The organism is Enterobacter sp. B79-1 (assembly GCF_057444735.1).
In genome coordinates, this window is sequence record NZ_JBYAZJ010000002.1 from 523,581 (window position 1) to 543,476 (window position 19,896).

The 19,896-nt window shown below is 56.3% G+C and carries 19 protein-coding genes; all 19 read left to right on the forward strand.

The genetic code is table 11. The features are described 5' to 3' along the window. The first annotated feature begins 899 nt into the window (after window positions 1-899). The 19 genes from AC2T6E_RS10290 (at window position 900) to tssE (ending at window position 19,894) form a co-directional block, all read left to right on the forward strand. On the forward strand, window positions 900-1,394 hold the full coding sequence (locus tag AC2T6E_RS10290) for an SH3 domain-containing protein (RefSeq protein WP_120158019.1): 495 nt from the start codon (window positions 900-902) through the stop codon (window positions 1,392-1,394). 24 nt (window positions 1,395-1,418) lie between these two features. After that, window positions 1,419-1,922 (forward strand): type VI secretion system lipoprotein TssJ, encoded by a 504-nt coding sequence (gene tssJ / locus AC2T6E_RS10295; RefSeq protein ID WP_108417624.1) that lies wholly within the window; start codon window positions 1,419-1,421, stop codon window positions 1,920-1,922. 28 nt (window positions 1,923-1,950) lie between these two features. Next, window positions 1,951-3,294 carry a type VI secretion system baseplate subunit TssK gene (gene tssK / locus AC2T6E_RS10300; RefSeq protein ID WP_010432817.1) on the forward strand — a complete coding sequence of 448 codons (1,344 nt, stop codon included), beginning with the start codon at window positions 1,951-1,953 and terminating at the stop codon, window positions 3,292-3,294. A 17-nt stretch (window positions 3,295-3,311) separates the two neighbouring features. After that, window positions 3,312-4,550, forward strand: a complete 1,239-nt coding sequence (locus AC2T6E_RS10305; RefSeq protein ID WP_089601490.1) for a DotU family type VI secretion system protein — start codon at window positions 3,312-3,314, stop codon at window positions 4,548-4,550. 2 nt (window positions 4,551-4,552) lie between these two features. Next, window positions 4,553-8,173, forward strand: coding sequence for a type VI secretion system membrane subunit TssM (gene tssM, locus AC2T6E_RS10310; RefSeq protein WP_486691562.1), 3,621 nt, complete (start codon window positions 4,553-4,555; stop codon window positions 8,171-8,173). 16 nt (window positions 8,174-8,189) lie between these two features. Continuing rightward, a complete protein-coding gene (gene tagF, locus AC2T6E_RS10315; protein WP_010432823.1) occupies window positions 8,190-8,906 on the forward strand; it encodes a type VI secretion system-associated protein TagF in 717 nt (238 codons plus the stop codon). 11 nt (window positions 8,907-8,917) lie between these two features. Then, on the forward strand, window positions 8,918-9,934 hold the full coding sequence (gene tssA / locus AC2T6E_RS10320; RefSeq protein ID WP_148399883.1) for a type VI secretion system protein TssA: 1,017 nt from the start codon (window positions 8,918-8,920) through the stop codon (window positions 9,932-9,934). A 75-nt stretch (window positions 9,935-10,009) separates the two neighbouring features. Continuing rightward, a complete protein-coding gene (gene tssB / locus AC2T6E_RS10325; RefSeq protein ID WP_010432827.1) occupies window positions 10,010-10,534 on the forward strand; it encodes a type VI secretion system contractile sheath small subunit in 525 nt (174 codons plus the stop codon). A 3-nt stretch (window positions 10,535-10,537) separates the two neighbouring features. Further along, a complete protein-coding gene (gene tssC / locus AC2T6E_RS10330) occupies window positions 10,538-12,037 on the forward strand; it encodes a type VI secretion system contractile sheath large subunit (protein WP_486691566.1) in 1,500 nt (499 codons plus the stop codon). A gap of 349 nt (window positions 12,038-12,386) precedes the next feature. Next, window positions 12,387-12,791: a Rap1a/Tai family immunity protein gene (locus AC2T6E_RS10335; protein WP_226347761.1), complete on the forward strand. Its 405-nt coding sequence runs from the start codon at window positions 12,387-12,389 to the stop codon at window positions 12,789-12,791. Next, the gene (locus AC2T6E_RS10340) at window positions 12,788-13,282 is read left to right on the forward strand and encodes a T6SS effector amidase Tae4 family protein (protein WP_108417628.1); all 495 of its coding nucleotides are present in this window, start codon (window positions 12,788-12,790) and stop codon (window positions 13,280-13,282) included. Before AC2T6E_RS10335 ends, AC2T6E_RS10340 begins: the two co-directional genes overlap by 4 nt. 27 nt (window positions 13,283-13,309) lie before the next feature. After that, window positions 13,310-13,735 (forward strand): T6SS amidase immunity protein Tai4 family protein, encoded by a 426-nt coding sequence (locus AC2T6E_RS10345; protein WP_108417629.1) that lies wholly within the window; start codon window positions 13,310-13,312, stop codon window positions 13,733-13,735. Window positions 13,736-13,915: 180 nt separating this feature from the next. Next, entirely contained in the window at window positions 13,916-14,398 is a 483-nt protein-coding gene (locus AC2T6E_RS10350; RefSeq protein ID WP_010432842.1) for an Hcp family type VI secretion system effector, read from the forward strand. Between the two features lie 67 nt (window positions 14,399-14,465). Continuing rightward, window positions 14,466-14,873: a putative T6SS immunity periplasmic lipoprotein gene (locus AC2T6E_RS10355; RefSeq protein WP_390890102.1), complete on the forward strand. Its 408-nt coding sequence runs from the start codon at window positions 14,466-14,468 to the stop codon at window positions 14,871-14,873. Between the two features lie 82 nt (window positions 14,874-14,955). Next, the gene (gene tagH, locus AC2T6E_RS10360; protein WP_486691570.1) at window positions 14,956-16,719 is read left to right on the forward strand and encodes a type VI secretion system-associated FHA domain protein TagH; all 1,764 of its coding nucleotides are present in this window, start codon (window positions 14,956-14,958) and stop codon (window positions 16,717-16,719) included. Then, entirely contained in the window at window positions 16,716-17,513 is a 798-nt protein-coding gene (locus AC2T6E_RS10365) for a PP2C family protein-serine/threonine phosphatase (RefSeq protein ID WP_042714629.1), read from the forward strand. Before tagH ends, AC2T6E_RS10365 begins: the two co-directional genes overlap by 4 nt. Window positions 17,514-17,529: 16 nt before the next feature. Next, entirely contained in the window at window positions 17,530-18,516 is a 987-nt protein-coding gene (locus AC2T6E_RS10370; protein ID WP_010432854.1) for a hypothetical protein, read from the forward strand. Window positions 18,517-18,525: 9 nt separating this feature from the next. Beyond that, complete coding sequence (locus tag AC2T6E_RS10375; RefSeq protein ID WP_444508579.1) at window positions 18,526-19,338, forward strand: type VI secretion system accessory protein TagJ; 813 nt, start codon at window positions 18,526-18,528, stop codon at window positions 19,336-19,338. Next, window positions 19,331-19,894, forward strand: a complete 564-nt coding sequence (gene tssE / locus AC2T6E_RS10380; protein ID WP_010432861.1) for a type VI secretion system baseplate subunit TssE — start codon at window positions 19,331-19,333, stop codon at window positions 19,892-19,894. Before AC2T6E_RS10375 ends, tssE begins: the two co-directional genes overlap by 8 nt. Window positions 19,895-19,896 lie beyond the last annotated feature (2 nt).

Consider the following 19,896-nt stretch of genomic DNA (forward strand, 5'->3'; position numbering starts at 1 on the left):
TAGAGAAAATTGCTGCTTATGAATTCTTTTTATTACAGTGGTTTATATGGTGTGATGTTTAAAGATTTAAAGAAATTATAACGAATTTTTATCATTTTAATAATAAATCTTATCTATCACTCGGTAGGTGAGATAGATGGTGGTGAACAGGCAAGGATGTAGCAACAGTAAAACTTCGAATGAAGCGCCTGAGCGGGAGAAATAGACAATGTTCACAGCTGGCGGGTAATCGCGTGCATTTTTCGGTGGCGATAATGGCAGGAAGGTTAACTCTGGCTTAATGATTATTGGATATAATTTATGCCTTAAAGGGAAATTATCATAGCGGGAAATATAAAGTTATTTTGAGCCGTGAAATTAACGCCGGGCGGCATCAGTGAAATAGGCCCATTCTGAGCGTAAAGTACGTGAAATATTAAAGATACCCTGTTAATGCAACAAATAATTCATCGGCGATATGTTCTTTTGACATCACCAATACGCGAATTCTACTAATTATGGTAGTGGCGATAATAGCGACATTGCGTTAATGAAAGTGGTTCTCTTTTGTGTTTTTGTTATGTAAAACAAATGGTTGTATGGGTTTGAGATGAATAAATTAAAGGGGGTAGGCCATGTATAATTTTTTATTAAGATTAATCCTATAATCTATCGTCTGCTTCATTTACCAACAGTTACGTAACGGTAAATATTGAATTGATGCGAAGCTCATGTAAACTTGTTTACCGTTTGTCAAAATATGTCAGGAAGACGCTGGGCCTTATTCTGAAGGGCTCGTGCGGTAGCTATGCCTTTAAAATAGTAACGCCCCGAAAATATCCTGACTGTTTTAACAATAGCACTTAAGTCAAACTTCATCTCCTTATCTCCATCATCGAAATATCGCTACGGAAAAGCATATGAAAATGCGCGTACTGTTTTCACTTCTGTTTGTAATGGCGGTGGCGGGCTGTAAAGCGCCGCAGAAACCTGTGATCACTGACGATACTATCGTGACCAGTCAGGTTAACGGCGTCACCTTAACTCACCGTCATGTTGTGCTGCCTCCGGTAGAGTTCACCCAGGTGAATGAGCCTTATCGCGCCATGTACCCCGCATCCCTGATGAGCCGTCCGGACTACGGCGGAAAAGTGATCCGCACGCTCGAGACCGGCAAAACCTACGTGGTGCTGGGTCAGGTTGAACACTTCTGGATGGCGCTTGCCGACGAAGGGAACGAACAGCTGATTGGTTACGTCCCAATGCGCGCCGTCATCAAGGCCGACCAGTACGAAGCCACCGTGCGTAAACAGGCGATCCGTCCAAAAGCGCGTAAGAAAGCAACCTGTGTTGACGTCGATGGCAACAGCAAAGCCTGCAAAGACAGCGCAAACGGCACCTGGATCCTGAACTAAACGGGTTTCAAGAGCGTATTTTTTATGAATACAAAAACGTTTCATCAGCTCGGGTTAGCATTTTTTGCGGTGATTTTCACCCTGTTGAGTGGTTGTACGTCGTCTTCACACAGCGACCCCTCCCGCTACAATCTGCAGTTTCAGGCTCACCCCCAAATCAATGATTCTGCGCCATTAAAGGTCAGAGTGCTGCTGCTGAAATCCGATGCGGATTTCATGTCCAGCGACTTCTATTCCCTGCAGAACAACGCGTCAGCCACGCTTGGCGCGAATCTGCTTAACAGCGATGTGTTCTTCCTGATGCCGGGCCAGCTTTCGAAAACCCTGAGTGGACAAAGCTCGCCCGAGGCACGCTATATCGGCGTGATGGCGGAATATCAGACGCTGGACGGGAAAAAATGGCGCGTCTCAATCCCATTGCCTGTTCCCGGCGAAAACCATTTCTACCAGTTCTGGAAAGGGTCCGCAGATGAACTCATCGCCAACGTCTTCCTGGACGTGAACGGTATCCGGGTCATCAGCCAGTAACGCGCTTCATAACAGGAAACACATCATCATGACGAAAGCAGAAAAGGTCGTCTGGACCGAAGGCATGTTCCTGCGTCCACACCATTTTCAGCGGACAGAAAGTTACCTGCTGAACCACATTCGTGAATGGGGTGCGCTGCAGCGATCGTATCTGTGGGGCTTTCTCGACGTTGAGCTGGACGACGCGATGCTCCGCCAGGGCTGCATTGCACTGAGCTACTGCAGCGGGTTACTGCCTGACGGCACGTTTTTCCAGGTGCGCAACGGCCGCAACGGCCCGGTACCGCTGAAGATCCCTGACAATCTCACCAATGAGAAGGTGGTGCTTGCGCTGCCGGTTCGCCGCGGCGAACGCGAAGAGGTGATTTTCAGTGAAGAGCAGGCCTCGCTGGCGCGTTACCTCGCTTTTGAACAGGACGTCGAAGACGATAATGCCATGTCAGTGGGCGATGCCACGGTACAGTTTGGCCGCCTGCGTTTAACCCTGATGCTGGAAAAAGATCTCACGGCAGAGTGGACCGCTATCGGCGTGGCCTTTGTGAGCGAAAAACGCAACGACAACCACGTGCGGCTGGATAACAGCTACATTCCGCCGATGCTGAATGCCAACAACAGCCCGCAGATCTACAGCATGATTAACGATCTGCATGGGCTACTGGTCCAGCGCAGCCAGCAGATTGGTGGACGTCTGCGCCAGCCCGGCCGCTTTAATACCTCCGAACTGATTGAGTTCACGCTGCTTTCGCTGGTTAACCGTCATCTCGGTGAGATATCCCATTTAAAAACCCTGCCGCTGATCCACCCGGAAACGCTGTGGCGCAGCTGGCTGCCGTTTGCGACGGAACTTGCCACCTGGACCTCTCAACGCACAGCGGAGAGCGTGCTCCCGGTGTATGACCATGACGATCTGGCGGTCTGCTTCAGCAAGCTGATGTTGATGCTGCGTCAGGGTCTGTCGCTGGTGATGGAAGATCACGCCATCCAGCTGCCGCTCAACGAGCGTTCCCATGGTCTTAACATCGCTACCGTGCCGGAGACCAGCATGGTGCGCGAGTTCGGCTTCGTGCTGGCGGTGAAAGCCAACGTGCCGGGCGAACACCTGCAAACCCATTTCCCGGCCCAGATGAAGGTGGCACCGGTCTCGAAAATCCGCGATCTGGTTCAGCTACAGCTGCCGGGCATTATGCTGCGCGCCATGCCGGTCGCCCCGCCGCAAATACCGTGGCACGCGGGCTACAGCTATTTCGAGCTGGAGAAGGGCAGTGAGCTTTGGCACGAGATGGATAAGTCCGGTGCGTTCGCTCTGCATCTCGCAGGGGAGTTTCCGGGTCTCGATATGGAGTTTTGGGCCATCCGTAGCCCGACAGAATAATAAAGCGAGCACTAAATATGCAGGAACGACAGGATACCGGCAGTGATGCTGTGTTTACCGGAGCCAGTGGCAATAATCAGCTGGTGGCGGCTGCCAACCCGCTGCTCAACGCCATTCCACAAATCCGTCATTCGGTTTCTCATGACGATCAGGTGGCGTTGCGCCAGCGTCTGATCGACGAAATTCGCCGTTTCGAAGTGCGATGCCAGCAGGCAGGGTTGCCGTATGAAGTGATTGTCGGCGCCCGCTACTGTCTATGTACGGCGCTGGATGAAGCCGCCGCGCTCACCCCCTGGGGCAGCAGCGGCGTCTGGTCCAGCAGTGGCCTTCTGGTCACGTTTCATAACGAAACCTGGGGCGGAGAAAAATTTTTCCAGCTGCTGGCGCGCCTTTCTCAGAACCCGCGTGAACATATCCTGCTGCTGGAGATGATCAACTACTGCCTGTTGCTCGGTTTCGAGGGCCGCTATCGGGTGCTGGATAATGGCCGCACCCAGCTGGAAACCATCAAACAGCGACTGTGGCAGATGATCCGCAGCGTGCGCGGCAGCTACGCGCCGCCGCTCTCGGTGCACCCTGAAGATCGTCCTGTACTGCGCAAGCTGTGGCGTCCGATGGTCCCCCTCTGGGCCTGCGTGGCGCTGGTCGGGTTTATCGCCTGTCTGTTTTATATCGTGCTTAACTGGCGTCTGGGCGATAACACCAGCCCGGTGCTGGCGAAGATTTATCAGTCTCAGCTGCCGGAAACCTCCATTCAGCAGCCCGCTCGCCAGCTGCCTGCGGTACTAAACCTGCGCGGCTTCCTGAAGCCTGAAATCGATGCTGGTCTGGTGGCGGTGAAGGATGAAGCGGATCGCAGCGTGGTGATCCTGAAAGGAGACGGCCTGTTCGCCTCGGCCTCGACGGTGGTGCGTGACCGCTATGAGCCGGTCATCAACCGCATTGCGCAAGCGATGAATAACGTCAGCGGCAAAATTCTGGTGGTGGGCTACAGCGACAACGTGCCGATCCGCAGCGCGCGCTTTGCCTCCAACTATGAACTCTCTCTCGAACGCGCCCGGTCGGTGCAAAAACAGCTGCAGGGAAGCCTCTCGCAGCCTGAACGCGTGAAGGCGGAAGGGCGGGGCGAAATTAACCCGGTGGCACCAAACACGACGCCTGAAAACCGCGCCCGTAACCGCCGTGTGGAAATTACTCTGCTGGTGTCGCCTGAAAATACGCAGGCTGAGCTGAACGGATTGCCGCAAGGAAACTAAGGATGCTGACTACTCTTCTTTCCATACTGACCAATCGCATTCTGTGGAGCTTCCTCGGCGTAACGGCGCTCGCGGCGGTGATCTGGATGATTGGTCCGCTGTTGTCCATCGTGGATACCCGCCCGCTTGAATCTGAACAGAACCGCGTTATCAGTATCGCGGTGGTGTACCTGATCTGGGCCCAGAGCCACATTCTGCCTCGGCTGTATAACGCCTGGCTGAACCGCAAGCTGATGGACAAGCTCAACGAGAACACCACTAAAGCGGACGCGGCCGATCCGCAGAAACGCCTGAATAACGAGGAGCAGATCCTTGCAGGTCGTTTCGACGAAGCCGCGCAGATGCTGAAAAAAGCCCACTTCAGTAAGGCGGGCCACAGCGCGCAGTGGACGCAGCGTTTCAGCACGCAGTATCTCTATCAGCTGCCGTGGTACGTCATCATCGGCGCGCCGGGCTCCGGGAAAACCACCGCGCTGGCCAACTCCGGGCTGCAGTTCCCGCTGGCGGATCGCTTCGGTAAAACCGCGCTGCGGGGCATCGGCGGAACGCGCAACTGCGACTGGTGGTTCACCAACGAGGCTGTCCTGCTGGATACTGCCGGACGTTACACCACGCAGGAGAGCGAACAGGTTCAGGACGCCGGGGAATGGCTGGAGTTCATCAACCTTCTGCGTAAATATCGGCGTCGCCAGCCGATCAACGGTGTGATCATCACCATCAGCATTTCCGACCTGCTCACGCAGTCCGCCGAGGCGTCCCGCCAGCAGGCGGTGAACCTGCGCCAGCGTCTTTCCGAGCTGCATGAACAGCTGGGCATCCGCTTCCCGGTGTACGTGATGGTGACCAAGGCTGACCTGCTCAAGGGCTTCCGCGCCTGGTTTGCCGATTACGACAAAGCGCAGCGCGACCAGATCTGGGGCTTTACGCTGCCGTGGGAGCAGACCAAACACGCGGATTACGACCTGATGGGCAACTTCCAGCAGGAGTTTTCTCTGCTCCAGCAGCGCCTGGATGCCGGTCTGCCGGAGACCATGCTCAAGGAGCATGACGGTAAAACCCGTGCGGAAGCCTATCTCTTCCCGCAGGAGTTCGCCGCGCTGCGCCCGCTGCTGGCGGATTACCTGAGCACGGTCTTTGCCCGTTCAAACTTTGAAACCGAATTCTCGCCGCGCGGCATCTACTTTGCCAGCGGCACCCAGGAAGGCATGCCGTTTGACCGCGTGATGGGCGAGCTTAACCGCGCGCTCTCTCTGCCGGAAGGGGCCGAAAGCGATAACTGGGATTCCGTCAGCAAAGAAGCCCCCATCCCGGGCGCGAAAGGCCAGAGTTTCTTTATCAAGAATCTGCTGCAAAACGTCATTTTCCAGGAAGCGGGCATTGCCGGAGAAAACCGCTGGTGGGAGCTGCGCAACCGGGCGGTGATCTGGTCTGGTTACGCGGCGCTGCTGGCCCTGCTGGTGATTTTGGGCGGGCTGTGGCTGACCAGTTACGCCAAAAACAAGGCGTATCTGGAAGAGGTTGATGCCAAAGTGCCGGTGCTGGAACAACAGAGTAAGGCGCTGCAAAATCAACCTCAGCGCGATCTCTTTGCGCTTCTGCCGCTGCTTAACGGGCTGGTGGACCTGCCGAAGAGCGACGCCTTTGACGTTAACGACCCGCCGGTCTCCCGCCGCATGGGGCTTTACCGTGGGGATGACGTCAGCGATGCGTCGCAGTCTCTGTATCAGAAAGCGCTGGATCAGATGTTGCTCCCCGCCGTGACGATGCACATCACCACCTGGCTGCGCAACGACAACGGCAGCGACGTGGAATACAGCTATGAGGCGCTGAAAGCCTATCAGATGCTCTATCAGCCGAAGCACTACGACGGCAAATTCCTGCACTCCTGGGTGATGCTCAACCTGCAGCGCAACCTGCCGCAGGACGTCACTCAGGCGCAGCTTCAGCAGCTTGAATGGCATCTGACCCAGCTGCTGGAACCGAAAATTCAGGCTTCACCCTATGCGCTGGATGAATCCCTGGTCGCGCGGGAAAGGGCGCTCATCAACCAGCAGCCGCTCTCGACACGCGTATACGGTCGTCTGAAGCGCCTGCTGGAGCATGACGAAAACCTCAAGCCGGTCTCGCTTTCCGATCTTGGCGGCCCGCAGAGCGAGCTGGTCTTTTCCCGCAAAAGCGGCAAGCCGGTCAGCGAAGGCGTGCCGGGTCTGTATACCCCGGACGGCTACTGGAAAAGCTTTAACGGCCAGATCGACAGCGTGACGACCGCCCTGCATGAAGATGACGCCTGGGTATTAGGTGCCACCACGGCCCAGGAAGATAAACAGCAGATCGATAACGCGGTGCGCCAGCTTTACATGCGTGACTTTATCGCCAACTGGGATCGCTTTCTCGCTGACATTCAGCTCAACAGCAGTGCCGATCTCTCCCAGCGTATCAATACCGCGCGCCTGCTCTCCGGGGCAAACTCACCGCTGCGCCGTCTGGTGCTGAACCTGAGCAAGGTGCTGACGCTGTCGCGCAATGCGCCTGCGCCAGAAGATGCCGGGAAAGCGGAAGAGCAGAGCAACCGTGCTACCCGCACGCTGCAGGCGCTGTTCAGTAACAACGATGCGGCGCCAACGCAGGGTGCGGTAGCGGTACAGGCACCGGAGCAGCTGGTGACTGACCACTACGCGCCGATGATTGAGCTGGCGCAGCCGCTGGAGAAAGGCGGAAAGACCATTGTGTTTGACGATTTTCTCAAGCAGGTGGACGAGCTGTATCGCTACCTGACCGCCGTTCAGGATGCGGCCAACAGCGGGATGCCTGCGCCGGGCGGCGACGCAATTAGCCGTCTGCAGGCCAGCGCGGGCCGTCTGCCGGGCGGGCTGCAAACCATGTTCAGCAATATGGCCGTGGGTGCCAGCAGCGATACCCAGCGACGCGATCTGGAAAACGTGCGTAAACGCATTAACGTGGAAGTGGGCGGTTTCTGCCGTCAGGCGATTGCCGGTCGCTACCCGCTGGTGCGCAGCGCCAGCACGGAAGTGACGCCTGACGATCTCGCCCGCATGTTTGCCCCCGGCACCGGGCTGATGGACACCTTTTTCCGCGATAACCTGACCAACAAAGTCGACACCACCCAGGCGAACTGGCGCTTTATGCCGGGGATCGACGGTAAAACCCTGCCGGGCAGCGAAGGGCTGCTGCGCCCGTTCCAGCAGGCACAGTCAATCCGCGATGCCTTCTTTGCCAACGGGGCGACAACGCCGTCCTATAAGGTCACGGTGCGCACCGTGCGGATGGATAACACCATTCTGAACCTGACGCTGGACGTTGACGGCCAGCTGTTGCGCTACAGCCACGGCCCTCAGGCGGTGCAGATCATGAACTGGCCGGGACCGGGCGGCACCAACCAGGTGCGTATGCAACTCGGTCTGGCAAACGGCAGTACGGCATCTCTGGTGACTAACGGATCCTGGGCGCTGAACCGCTTTTTCGATAAAGCCCGGACCAGTCCTGGCGCGGGTAGCCTGAGCCGTCAGGCTACCTTCAACGTCGACGGTCATCAGGTCACGCTGGAGTTTGCGCCAAACAGCATTCGCAACCCGTTCCAGCTTCCCCGTTTCTCATGCCCATAACCGCAAGGACAGCCGTATGACGAATACCCCTGCGATGAACCGCTACAGCTGGTATGGCAAATTACCCAGCGCCGGTGACTTTTTGCAGCGTCGCTTTCCTGACACCCTTCAGCGCCAGTGGTCACACTGGTTTCAGGTCGGCCTGCTGGCCTGGCAACAGGAAGAGCAGCGCAGCGGTGAGCGCCAGTTTACGAAAGCCCCGGTGTGGAATTTTGTCGTTCCGCCCATGCTGGGCAGCCAGATGATCCAGATGGGCTGCCTGCTGCCGGGACGTGACAGCGTGGGTCGCCACTACCCGGTCTGCATTCAGCTGAGCTTTAGTCCCGCCGAATGGTCATCGCGCCTGCTCGGTCAGGCCGAAAGCTGGTACCAACAGCTGGGTCGTCTGGGCCTGCACGCGGTGCGCAACGGTTTTTCCGCCTCACAGCTTGACGAGATGTTGATGAGTATCCCGGCGCCGCAGCCCGTTGAGCCACAAAAGCGATCCGACATTCTGGACGTGATTGGCTATGACGATGACGGCCAAAGCACGCTGGGCTGGCCGCAGGCGGCAGAGTGTTTTGACCCGCTGCGTCAGACCAGCTTCTGGTGGACGAACCGCTGCGACGGCTACCCGCTCTACACGCACGTCCACAGCGGCAACTTTACCGGGCAGCTCTTTACGCTGCTGTTCGATCCGGCAGGCGGCGCCCGACCGGGGCGTCACGGTCTTTATCCGCCTATGTTTGAATAAGCAGGGATCTCATGAATATCGAAGAATTTCTCGCGCCGATAAGCCCCGACAAACCCTGTGGCGAAAACCTGGAGTATGACGCTGATTTCCAGATCATGAATCAGGCAAGTCAGGGGAAAGCGGAACAGCAGTTTGGCGACACCATTATTCCGGCAGAGCCCGCTGACTGGAACACGGTAGAAAAATTCGCTACCAGCCTGCTGACCCGCACCAAAGATCTTCGCGTCCTGCTGGCATTAACCCATGCCTGGACACGTCGCCGTGGACTCGCGGGCTATGCTGACGGGCTGTTACTGGTGCAGGAAGCGCTGACCCGTTACTGGGAGCAACTCTACCCGCTGCTGGAAGAGTATGGCGAAACCGATCCGTTCTACCGCATCAATGCCCTCGCAGGGCTGAGCGATAAATCTGACCTCACCGTCGCGGTACGCAACGCCTCGCTGCTCCGCTCTAACGGGGATGAAATTTCGCTTCGGGACGCGCAGGCGCTGCTCGACGGCAGTAAAACGGAATGCCCTGACTATCCCGGCGGCCGCCCAAGGCTGATTGACGAGCTGGCGCGCGGCGACCAGCCCGGCACCGCAGCGGTCATTGTGATTAACGAACGGCTGCTGGCCATTCGCGATCTGCTCACCGGGTATCTCGGTGAAAGCGGCGTACCGGAGATGGAACAGCTGCTGAAAACTGTTGGGCTGGTCGCCAGCGCCTGTCAGGTGACCGACATCAGCAAGCTGCTGCCGAACCGTGACGCGCAGGCTGAACAGCATGCCGAGCCGCAGCCGGTGGCCGCGTCGCCCGTTCAGCAGGTCACCGACTGGCGCAGCGTGCAGGTCACCAGCCGCGCCGACGCCCAGCTGATGCTGGAAAAAGCGAAACAGTATTTTGCGCAGTACGAACCGAGCCATCCCGCACCGCTGATGATTGAGCGGGTGCAGCGGCTGTCTGAACTTAACTTTATGGACATTATTCGCGACCTGGCGCCAGACGGCGTTAACCAACTGGAAAACATCTTTGGACGCCGCGAATAACGCGTCCTGGCATTATGACGACAGGCATGGAGCCTGTCGTTTCACCTTCACCGCGCATCTTTGATGGAGAACATCATGGCAATGAGTAACAGTGGACAGAAATTCATCGCACGTAACCGTGCTCCCCGCGTCCAGATCGAGTACGACGTAGAGATCTACGGTGCAGAACGTAAAATTCAGCTGCCGTTTGTGATGGGCGTCATGGCCGATCTGGTCGGTAAACCGGTAGAAAACCTGCCTGCCGTCGATGAGCGTAAATTCCTTGAAATCGACATCGATAACTTTGATGAACGCATGAAGGCGCTTAAGCCGCGCGTGGCGTTTAACGTGGATAACACCCTGACGGGCGAAGGCAAACTGAATGTTGATCTGACCTTCGACAGCATGGACGACTTCCTGCCGGATGCGGTGGCCCGCAAGGTTGAGCCGCTGAACAAGCTGCTGGAAGCGCGTACCCAGCTCTCTAACCTGCTGACCTACATGGACGGCAAAAACGGTGCAGAAGAGCTGATCGCAAAAATTCTGCAGGATCCGACGCTGCTCAAATCTCTGAGCCAGTTGCCGAAAAATGACGAAAGCGCGAAAGGTAGCGAGGAATAATCGATGAGCAACCAGACTCAACAACATGAGCAGCAGGCGGGTCAGGCGTTCAGCCAGGATGAGTTCAGCGCGCTGCTGAACAAAGAGTTCCGCCCGAAAACCGATCAGGCTCGCTCCGCCGTAGAAAGCGCGGTCAAAACCCTGGCGCAGCAGGCGCTGGAAAATACCGTCACCTTCTCTAACGACACCTACCGCACCATTCAAAACCTGATTGCCGGTATCGATGAGCAGCTGTCTCAGCAGGTGAACCAGATCATTCACCACGACGAGTTTCAGAAGCTGGAGAGCGCCTGGCGCGGCCTGAGCTACCTGGTGAACAACACTGAAACTGACGAGATGCTGAAGATCCGCTTTATGAGCATCTCCAAGCAGGAGCTGGGACGCACCCTGAAGCGCTACAAGGGCGTGGGCTGGGACCAGAGCCCGATCTTCAAGAAGATCTACGAGCAGGAGTACGGTCAGTTCGGCGGCGAGCCGTTTGGCTGCATCGTGGGCGACTACTACTTCGACCACAGCCCGCAGGACGTTGAGCTGCTGGGTGAAATGGCGCGCATCGGCTCTGCGGCGCACTGTCCGTTTATCACCGGTACCGCACCGGGCGTGATGCAGATGGAATCCTGGCAGGAGCTGGCTAACCCGCGCGACCTGACCAAGATCTTCCAGAACACCGAATACGCGTCCTGGCGTTCACTGCGTGAATCCGAAGATGCCCGCTATCTGGGCCTGGTGATGCCGCGCTTCCTGTCGCGTCTGCCGTACGGCATTCGCACCAACCCGGTGGACAGCTTTGACTTTGAAGAGCAGACCGACGGCGCGAACCACAACAGCTACTCCTGGGCGAACGCCGCCTATGCGATGGCGGCCAACATCAACCGCTCCTTCAAAGAGTACGGCTGGTGTACCTCGATTCGCGGCGTGGAGTCCGGCGGGGCGGTGGAGAACCTGCCGTGCCACACCTTCCCGAGCGATGACGGCGGCGTGGACATGAAGTGCCCGACCGAGATCGCCATTAGCGATCGTCGTGAAGCCGAGCTGGCGAAAAACGGCTTTATGCCGCTGGTTCACCGCAAAAACTCCGACTTTGCCGCCTTTATTGGCGCGCAGTCTCTGCAAAAACCGGCCGAATACCACGACCCGGATGCCACCGCCAACGCGCGTCTGGCCTCTCGCCTGCCGTACCTGTTCGCCTGCTGCCGTTTTGCCCACTACCTGAAGTGCATCGTGCGCGACAAAATCGGCTCCTTCCGCGAGCGCGAAGAGATGGAGCGCTGGCTGAATGACTGGGTCATGAACTACGTGGACGGTGACCCGGCTAACTCCTCTCAGGAGACCAAGTCCCGCAAACCGCTGGCGGCTGCGGAAGTGCAGGTGCAGGAAATCGAAGACAACCCAGGCTACTACGCCGCGAAGTTCTTCCTGCGTCCACACTACCAGCTGGAAGGTCTGACCGTTTCCCTGCGTCTGGTTTCTAAACTGCCGTCGCTGAAGACGAAAGACGCGTGATGACGATTGCCGGCCCGTAAGGGCCGGCACTATGACATTGAATATGAAAAAGATAATGAATTTGAAGGAAAATTCTTGGTGAAAAAATTCATTATCTATTTCATCGCTTATTTATTGCTTTTGATTTCGGCAATGATGTTTTTTACCGCATGCGGTTACTACCTGTTGATATTTGACTGGCAACAGGGTGTTTTGAGAGCGATATTGCACGTACTTTTGCTTGTCGGATGTATTGCTCTCGCGATGTGCATATACGCTACCGGTGAGAAAATCAAAAAGCGTTGTTAATCCTTCACTGACCACGTTTAGTTATGCTGAAAGAGAAATCTAATCTGGAGCAGGAGAAACAATGAAGTTACTTACCCTACATGTTTTGCTGTTTACCGGTCTGTTGGGAGCGACGCCACTATGGGCTGCTAATGGCCAGAATGACTCATCAAATCTTCTACGCGACCCTAATACGCTGTCCCGTAATGATGTACGAATGAGCGGGGAAAAGTTTCTTTTAGCGTGGCTCGCAAAAGATAACGAGCAGGAGCAGCTTAAAGCGAATATGTACCTGCTTGGGGTAATGGATGCGACGGAGGGCAAATCCTGGTGTGGATATACGGTCGCGTTGCCCGGTTCATTACGAGAGAGCATTTACAGCTATTTCAGAAAATTGCCTGAAAACCGTAAGAAAGAAGCTGCATCATCATTAATCACCGAGGCTCTCGCGCAGGATTTACCGTGCAAAAAAGGAGTTCAACCATGAAACCGTTGTATGCACAGTTAAAAGCACAACATTACTCCTCTAACGAAGCCCGTCCGGGTTATGTCCCTCGGGATGATCTCTTTAATGAAATAGGTTACGACGCAAGCGTGCTCATTAAGTCCAATCCAGGATATATGAATACTTGCGCAGTGCGAATGAGTCTTGCTCTCTTAAAGTGTGATGTTAAATTTGAAGGACGTTTGGCTATAAAGAGTGGGCCATATAAGGGTAAAAAAATTGAACCTGGTGCGAAGCTTTTAGCTGACCAGCTCTATAAAGCGAGTGTGTTTGGCAAGGCAGAAATCTATACTGATATTCGTGAGGCAGGTCAAAAACTCCGTAACCGTAAAGGTGTGATTTTCTTCAACCGTATAACTAATTACAACGGTGGACACATCGACCTATTGGAGCCGGTAGGAGATAACATGATGCAGTGCAATTCCGATTGTTATACAGACTGTAAAGAGATTTGGTTCTGGGAACTGAGATAGCGTTATAGCGCAAATAAAGATATCGCCATGTTTAAAAAAACACTTTGCCTGTTTCTTTTTCTGACTAGTTGCTCATCTTATTCTGCTAACACGGACCTTCAATTCTTTCATCAACAAACTTACAGGCAGGTGATGAAAGATTACGTTTTGGCACGCTGTCTTGCTGAGGTGGCAGATGAAGGTGGTCAGTTTTCTGCTGATGCAGGGCTCAGTGCAAGCGCACTCCTGGAGTGGATGCCCTTCGATGTTGAAAATGGCATGGAGAAAATTGAGGCTGTTATAAATAAATATAAAGACGAAAAGAACAGCTTTCACTCTGAACGTTCACAAAAAATCAAAGGCGTAACTTTAAATTGTCTCCGTCTTTATCATAGCGACGAACTGAATAAAATGGTTTCTCAGGTAATAGTTGGCGATCCTGACCGTAGCTGGATCCAGGATAACCCGCAGTAGTAAAAGACTTCACATTCTTTCTGTTCATTCAGGGGGAATGTAAGACTGTCAAATGACACGGGTCATTTGATGTGAGGCAGAGGTAAAATATGGACGGTTTTATTCAGCCCCATGCTTTCCTGTTTGCCATATAAGTGCTTTTTCGAAAGCAATATTGTTCATCCACGAAGAGTAGATATTATGGCTATTGATATGTTTCTGAAGGTCGAGGGTGTTACGGGCGAATCTAAAGATTCTAACCACACCGGCTGGACTGATATTACCTCCTTCTCCTGGGGCGCTTCCCAGCCGGGTAATATGAGCGTTGGCGGTGGCGGCGGTGCCGGTAAAGTAAACTTTAACGACCTGCACGTTAACGCGCTGATCGACAAATCCACTACAGCAGTCCTGAAACACTGCGCAAGCGGTAAGCACCTGACCAAAGTTGAACTGTCCGTCTGCAAAGCGGGTGGCCAGCAGGTTGAATACACTCGCATCACCCTGGAAGACGTTCTGGTGACTTCCGTTCAGTACACCGGTGCAGACAACGGCGATACCGTTGGTGTGACCTACGCATTCCAGGCTGCGAAAGTGAAACAGCAGTACTGGGAGCAGACCACTGCCGGTGGTAAAGGTGCTGAAAGCAGCGCTGGCTGGAACATCAAAGAAAACAAAGAAGCGTAATTGCGTATGTGGCCGGGGAGTTTTCCCCGGCCTTTATCAACCTAAAGAGCCCTAAGGATTGGCGGGCATGGTTATGCAAAAGTTATTCGGTGTGTTTGCAGTCACGTTAATGGCCAGCGCCTGTGTGTCGCATCCAGCACAATATCAGTCGCTTACGGTTACGCTAAAGAACAACGAACCCTGCTTTGCTATTCCCGCTAACTCCGGGTTAGACGCGCCTGTCACCAGCCATTCGCCCACCATAATGAAACGCGCGGGAAATGAATGGAAAGCGGTATCGCCGCCGTCAACGTTTAGCCCTGAGGTGACGTTAACGACCCAACAGTGTCACCAGTGGAAGGGAATAGCGTGGCAAGCCGGAGAATATGATGTTGCCCTGAAGGTGTCAGGGAAAAACGATTCTTTTCGCTATGCTGCCCGTTTCACCTTACAAGAAGGTCCTTCAGGCCAGTTTAAGCTTACGCAGACTGAATAGAATGTATTAACCCCCAAACGCCGCCGTTCTCGCCCCGAGAGCGGCAGCGTTTGAGCGCTAATCATACCAGCAGGAATACGCCATGCGATTCACGATTATTTCTACGAAACCCGGTCATCAGCCGCCGCAGAGCAGCTGTGATTTTTACGCCCCGGGCGGCACCATTGGGCGCGGTACGGATAACAATCTGGTATTGCCGGACAATGACCGCACCATCTCGCGTCTGCAGGCCATTGTTCACGTTGATGCCAATGGCGAATGTCGCGTCACTAACCGTGGCAGCGTTACGCGCGTGGTATTGAACGATATTCCACTGGAACGCGGGCGTCAGGTTGAACTGCAGGATGGAGACATTCTGGGTATTGATGACTACCGCATTGAAGTGGCTGAAATTATTCACGACACGCAGCCGGTGAGCCGCATGGCGGCCAGCATGCAGCAGCAGGTTCGACCATCCGCGCCAGCACCTGCATCGCAGCCGAAACCGGCGAGTGCCGCATCGCGCGGGAAGGGCGAGCCGACCGCCGTGCCAACGGAGATCTGGGATAGTCTGATGCAGGAGTTCTCCATCTCCGACAGCATCTCAAGCAACCGCACAAAACCTCAGCCTGCGGCATCACAGGATCCGTTCTCCCAGCCTGCTGCACCGGAGCGTAACGCTGAAGATCCGCTGGCGATGTTCAACGACAGCGATCCGAAGCTTGAGCGTAAGAACGTTGACCCGGACACGCTGTTCAGCGATGAAGCCTTGTTCAAAAAAGAGAGCATCTTTGACGACATTACGCCCTCAACGCTGGTGCCGCCGGTGGAAACTAAGCCAGCCGAGCCTAAAGAAGAGGCAGCGGATGAGCTCGATCCACTGGCCCTGTTTGGCGGCACGGCCAGCGCGCCCGCCGCGCGTAATGATGACCCTCTCGGGCTGATGGGCGGTGCACCGTTGACGCATCCGGATGACATTGCCGACGACAGGCCGGAGCCAACGCCTGCGCCGGTTGAGGAAGAGGATGTCCTCGCCGATTCTCCGCTGTTTGCCCCTGAGCCGCAGGAAGCCCCGCGTGCTGTTGAAGAAGAGCCCGCGCGACCGGATTACGCAGGTTTCACCATGCCGACCCCGCAGGCCGTTGCGCGCAGTAGCGCTCAGGCACCGAAGGGCCGCCTGCGCATCGACCCGGTCAATAACGCTGCCTCCCCAACCGCCACGGCTAACAGCGGCGAGAAAGGCGACGTGTTGCAGGGCGAGCTGCTGGAGGCGCTGCTGGAAGGGATGGGCCTGAGCGAAATGCAGCCCGTCCCGAAGTTTGACCGTGAGAATATGCGTCAGCTGGGGCAGATCCTCGGCATGTTCTCTCAGGGCACCGTGGCGCTGCTTTCCTCGCGCTCCATCCTCAAGCGCGGCGTGAAAGCCGATATGACCATGGTGCTGGACGATGCCAACAACCCGTTCAAGCTGCTGCCGACCGGCAAAACCGTCCTGATCCAGATGTTCGGCACGCCGATGCCGGGCTTTATGCCGCCAACAAAATCCGTGCGCGACGCGCTGATCGATCTGCAGGCGCACCAGCTGGGCATGATCTCCGGTATTCGCGCCATCATCGCCGCAATGCTGCAGTCCTTTAACCCAGAACAGCTGGAAGAGCAGGCGAAGCAGAACGGCATGACCTCCCGTCTGGCGCTGCCGGGCAGCCGTAAAGCCGCCCTGTGGGACTACTTTGTTCGCAGCTATGGCGAGACGGCAGGCGAGATTGAGGATGACTTCCACACCCTGTTCGGCGAGGCCTTCCTTCATGCGTACGACATGGAGGTGAATCAGTACAAAGACTCACAGAGCGGATCGGAAGACAAATGAATATCGCAACGGCTTCTCTCTCCCGCCAGGGGACGCGCGCCAGCAACCAGGATCAGACGGGAGAAACCATAGGGGAACGTTCAGCCTGCTTTGTCGTCTGTGACGGCATCGCGGGTTTGCCGGGCGGTGAAGTGGCCGCTGAGCTGGCCCGCAACAGCATCATTTCCCGCTTTGATGGCGACAAGCACCTGAATGCACAGCATATTCGCGACTATGTGCAAACGGCGAACCGCACCATTCTCAGCGAACAGCAGGCGGTTCAGGATTACCGTCGAATGGGCACAACGCTGGTGAGCCTGTTCATCGACCGGGATTACCGCCTGGCCTACTGGGCGCACGCCGGGGACAGCCGCCTGTATCTGTTTCGCCGCGGCTGGCTGTGGCATGTCACCACCGACCACAGCCTGGTTCAGCAGATGAAGGATGCGGGGCATCAGACCGACGATCTCAACAGCAACCTGCTGTACCTCGCGCTGGGGATTGAAAACGGTGGGCCGGAAGCGAGCTACAGCGACGTGGTGCAGGTGGAAGACGGCGATGCCTTTTTACTCTGCACCGACGGGTTCTGGCACGGCGTCAGCGAAGAACAAATGAAGCAGTCGCTGCATATGGTCAATACGCCGCAGGAGTGGCTGACCTTAATGAACCAAATCATTCAAAAGAATGGCGAGCAGGAGGGGAATGCTCAGGACAACTATACGGCCCTGGCGGTATGGATGGGCGACCCTCAGGACACCACTTTGCTGCATACGCTCTCTGACGCAGCGCAATTTCTTCCCTGCGGAACTGATTAGACACACAAGGAACGATATGAAACTTTGGCTATCGGGTTTAGCACTTCTGGCGGTGACCTCCACCGCGCAGGCTGAGAATTTCCGCATCGTGCAGTCCCCTGCGCAGAAGCTGGATATCTGGATCGACAACATCAAAGACAACACGCCGCAGAGCTGGTGTAAGCCTGAAGTGGCGCTGCGTATTGTGGCAAACGGCAAGAAAGACGTCTCCGTGCTGGAAAACTTTGTGCCGCGTCTTGGCTCACTGCTGGAACATCAGTGCAGCAAAGTGAATAAACTCAGCTGGACGCTTAACGATCCGGCGGGCGTCACGCTGGCGGAGGGTACCGCAGGGAAAGCGCAGGATTGGGCGCTGGTGGTGAAACAGCAACAGGCGGCTCCGGCCAGTACCGCCGCGAGCGGCGCGCTGCTGCCGCCGGATCAGAACGCTGAAGCCCGCACCGTGGCTGCTGACCGCACGCCATGGCAGGAGTTTACCCTTCAGGACGGCTGCCATCTGCGTACGTTCTGGGAAGGCGGTGCCTCCGCACCGGCACTGTTCATCCCGGACACCGACACCACCCGCTGCGGTAACGGCAGCTGGCTGAGCGGTCATACCGTTATCTCTCAGACTCGCAACGGCGAGCAGAAAGAGATGGCGGTGACCTACATTCACGGCTTCCCGGTCATGGGCCTGAACAAAAGCGCCGATCCTGAAAACGCCCTGATCACCTCCGTCAACAAAGAACGCATGGTGTTCAGCACGCAGAACAGCGATCAAAGCTGGATGATCCTGCCCTACGACAACGCCCTCAACGGCTGGAAAAGCAACGGCACCGTGGCGGTAGAGATCTCCCGCGAGATCGCCAGTGATGACGCCAAACTGCAGGCGCGCATTGCCGAAGTCAAACAGACCTGGGGCGCGTGGGTGACGCCGGGTACCTCGCTGAATATTGTCCTGATTGACACCCTGCGTCCTCAGCTGCGCGATCCGGCAGTGGGCGCATGGCGCGCGGCAAACTAAGGAGTGGCGATGAATACGCTCTATCAACACCTGGCGGGTGAGCCGCTCAGCGATGCGCTGCGTCGTCTGGAAGCCGATATCAAAGTCCGTCCGGCGGATGCCGATCTCCGCGCCGCGTTTGTACAGTTTCTGATCCTCTGCGGCAACTGGACCCGCGCCCTGACCCAGCTGAAAAGCTGGGTGGCGCTGAAGCCCCAGGCGAAGCCTACCGTTACCCTGCTGGAGCAATCCATTCAGGGCGAGCTGCAGCGCGCGCAGGTGATGGCAGGACAGGCGCGTCCGGCCATGCCTGAAACCCAATGGCCGTGGCTGACAACCCTGGCCGCGGCGCTGAGCGAGGAGGGCGAACGCGCCAGTGCGCTGCGTCTGGACGCCCTTGAGACGGCGCAGGCAAACCCTGGTCAGATCACCCTCGAAAATGATGAGACGCAGGCGTTTGGCTGGCTGATGGACGGCGATGCCCGCCTCGGCCCGGTGTGCGAAACCATCGTGAACGGCCGTTATTTCTGGCTGCCGTTTAGCGCTATCGCTGAGATCCGTTTTCAGGCGCCTGCCAGCGTCACCGATCTGGTCTGGCGTCACGCGCTGGTGCGCCTGACCGACGGTACGGAGCAGGTGTGTCAAATCCCGGCGCGCTATCCGTTTGCTGAAGACGCTTCGGATGCCGTCATGCTCGGGCGTACGACTGAATGGTTGCCGCTTGACGCTGACGGTACGCTGTACGAAGGACGGGGCCAGAAGGCGTGGCTGAGCGAACAAAGCGAATACCCGCTGCTTTCCCTGAACCTCGTGACGTTTGCGACGGATGGAGCCGATGAGTAATCCCGCTGGCGAAGGCGATCTGCTGCGCAGCGGCTGGCAGGCACGCAGCAAGCAGGAGAAGGTGGGGGCGCGCGACAAAATGCAGCCCTCGCTGCTGGATCGTCTCACCGATAACGACCCGGAAAAAAAACGCGAGTCGGCCAACAGCAATCTGATCACCCACGCCGCCCTGCGCCGCAATGTACTGCGCGATCTGCAGTGGCTGTTTAACACCATCAACCACGATGCCTCCGGCGATTTGAGCGCCTTGCCGCACGTGAACCGCTCGGTGGTCAACTTCGGCGTCGCACCGCTGGCCGGGAAAAGAATGTCGGATATCGAATGGCACGATATTCAGCGCAAGCTCACCGAGGCCATTATCAATTTTGAACCGCGCATTTTGCCGCAGGGGCTGCAGGTCCGCTGCGTGTCGGATACCTCCTCGCTGGATCTGCACAACGTGCTCTCCATCGAGATCAAAGGGCGTCTGTGGTGCGTGCCGTACCCGCTGGAGTTTCTGTTTCGTACCGATGTCGATCTGGAAAACGGCCATTTTGAACTGAAAGATGCGGGGTAATC

What these genes read in the sequence shown, in the direction of transcription:
- AC2T6E_RS10375 (WP_444508579.1), top strand. Translation starts at nt 18,526, where the DNA reads ATGAATACGCTCTATCAACACCTGGCGGGTGAGCCGCTCAGCGATGCG.
- AC2T6E_RS10355 (WP_390890102.1), top strand. Translation starts at nt 14,466, where the DNA reads ATGGTTATGCAAAAGTTATTCGGTGTGTTTGCAGTCACGTTAATGGCC.
- tssB (WP_010432827.1), top strand. Translation starts at nt 10,010, where the DNA reads ATGGCAATGAGTAACAGTGGACAGAAATTCATCGCACGTAACCGTGCT.
- AC2T6E_RS10340 (WP_108417628.1), top strand. Translation starts at nt 12,788, where the DNA reads ATGAAACCGTTGTATGCACAGTTAAAAGCACAACATTACTCCTCTAAC.
- tagH (WP_486691570.1), top strand. Translation starts at nt 14,956, where the DNA reads ATGCGATTCACGATTATTTCTACGAAACCCGGTCATCAGCCGCCGCAG.
- AC2T6E_RS10370 (WP_010432854.1), top strand. Translation starts at nt 17,530, where the DNA reads ATGAAACTTTGGCTATCGGGTTTAGCACTTCTGGCGGTGACCTCCACC.
- tssE (WP_010432861.1), top strand. Translation starts at nt 19,331, where the DNA reads ATGAGTAATCCCGCTGGCGAAGGCGATCTGCTGCGCAGCGGCTGGCAG.
- AC2T6E_RS10345 (WP_108417629.1), top strand. Translation starts at nt 13,310, where the DNA reads ATGTTTAAAAAAACACTTTGCCTGTTTCTTTTTCTGACTAGTTGCTCA.
- tssA (WP_148399883.1), top strand. Translation starts at nt 8,918, where the DNA reads ATGAATATCGAAGAATTTCTCGCGCCGATAAGCCCCGACAAACCCTGT.
- tssC (WP_486691566.1), top strand. Translation starts at nt 10,538, where the DNA reads ATGAGCAACCAGACTCAACAACATGAGCAGCAGGCGGGTCAGGCGTTC.
- AC2T6E_RS10350 (WP_010432842.1), top strand. Translation starts at nt 13,916, where the DNA reads ATGGCTATTGATATGTTTCTGAAGGTCGAGGGTGTTACGGGCGAATCT.
- AC2T6E_RS10335 (WP_226347761.1), top strand. Translation starts at nt 12,387, where the DNA reads ATGAAGTTACTTACCCTACATGTTTTGCTGTTTACCGGTCTGTTGGGA.
- tssJ (WP_108417624.1), top strand. Translation starts at nt 1,419, where the DNA reads ATGAATACAAAAACGTTTCATCAGCTCGGGTTAGCATTTTTTGCGGTG.
- tssK (WP_010432817.1), top strand. Translation starts at nt 1,951, where the DNA reads ATGACGAAAGCAGAAAAGGTCGTCTGGACCGAAGGCATGTTCCTGCGT.
- AC2T6E_RS10365 (WP_042714629.1), top strand. Translation starts at nt 16,716, where the DNA reads ATGAATATCGCAACGGCTTCTCTCTCCCGCCAGGGGACGCGCGCCAGC.
- tagF (WP_010432823.1), top strand. Translation starts at nt 8,190, where the DNA reads ATGACGAATACCCCTGCGATGAACCGCTACAGCTGGTATGGCAAATTA.
- tssM (WP_486691562.1), top strand. Translation starts at nt 4,553, where the DNA reads ATGCTGACTACTCTTCTTTCCATACTGACCAATCGCATTCTGTGGAGC.
- AC2T6E_RS10290 (WP_120158019.1), top strand. Translation starts at nt 900, where the DNA reads ATGAAAATGCGCGTACTGTTTTCACTTCTGTTTGTAATGGCGGTGGCG.
- AC2T6E_RS10305 (WP_089601490.1), top strand. Translation starts at nt 3,312, where the DNA reads ATGCAGGAACGACAGGATACCGGCAGTGATGCTGTGTTTACCGGAGCC.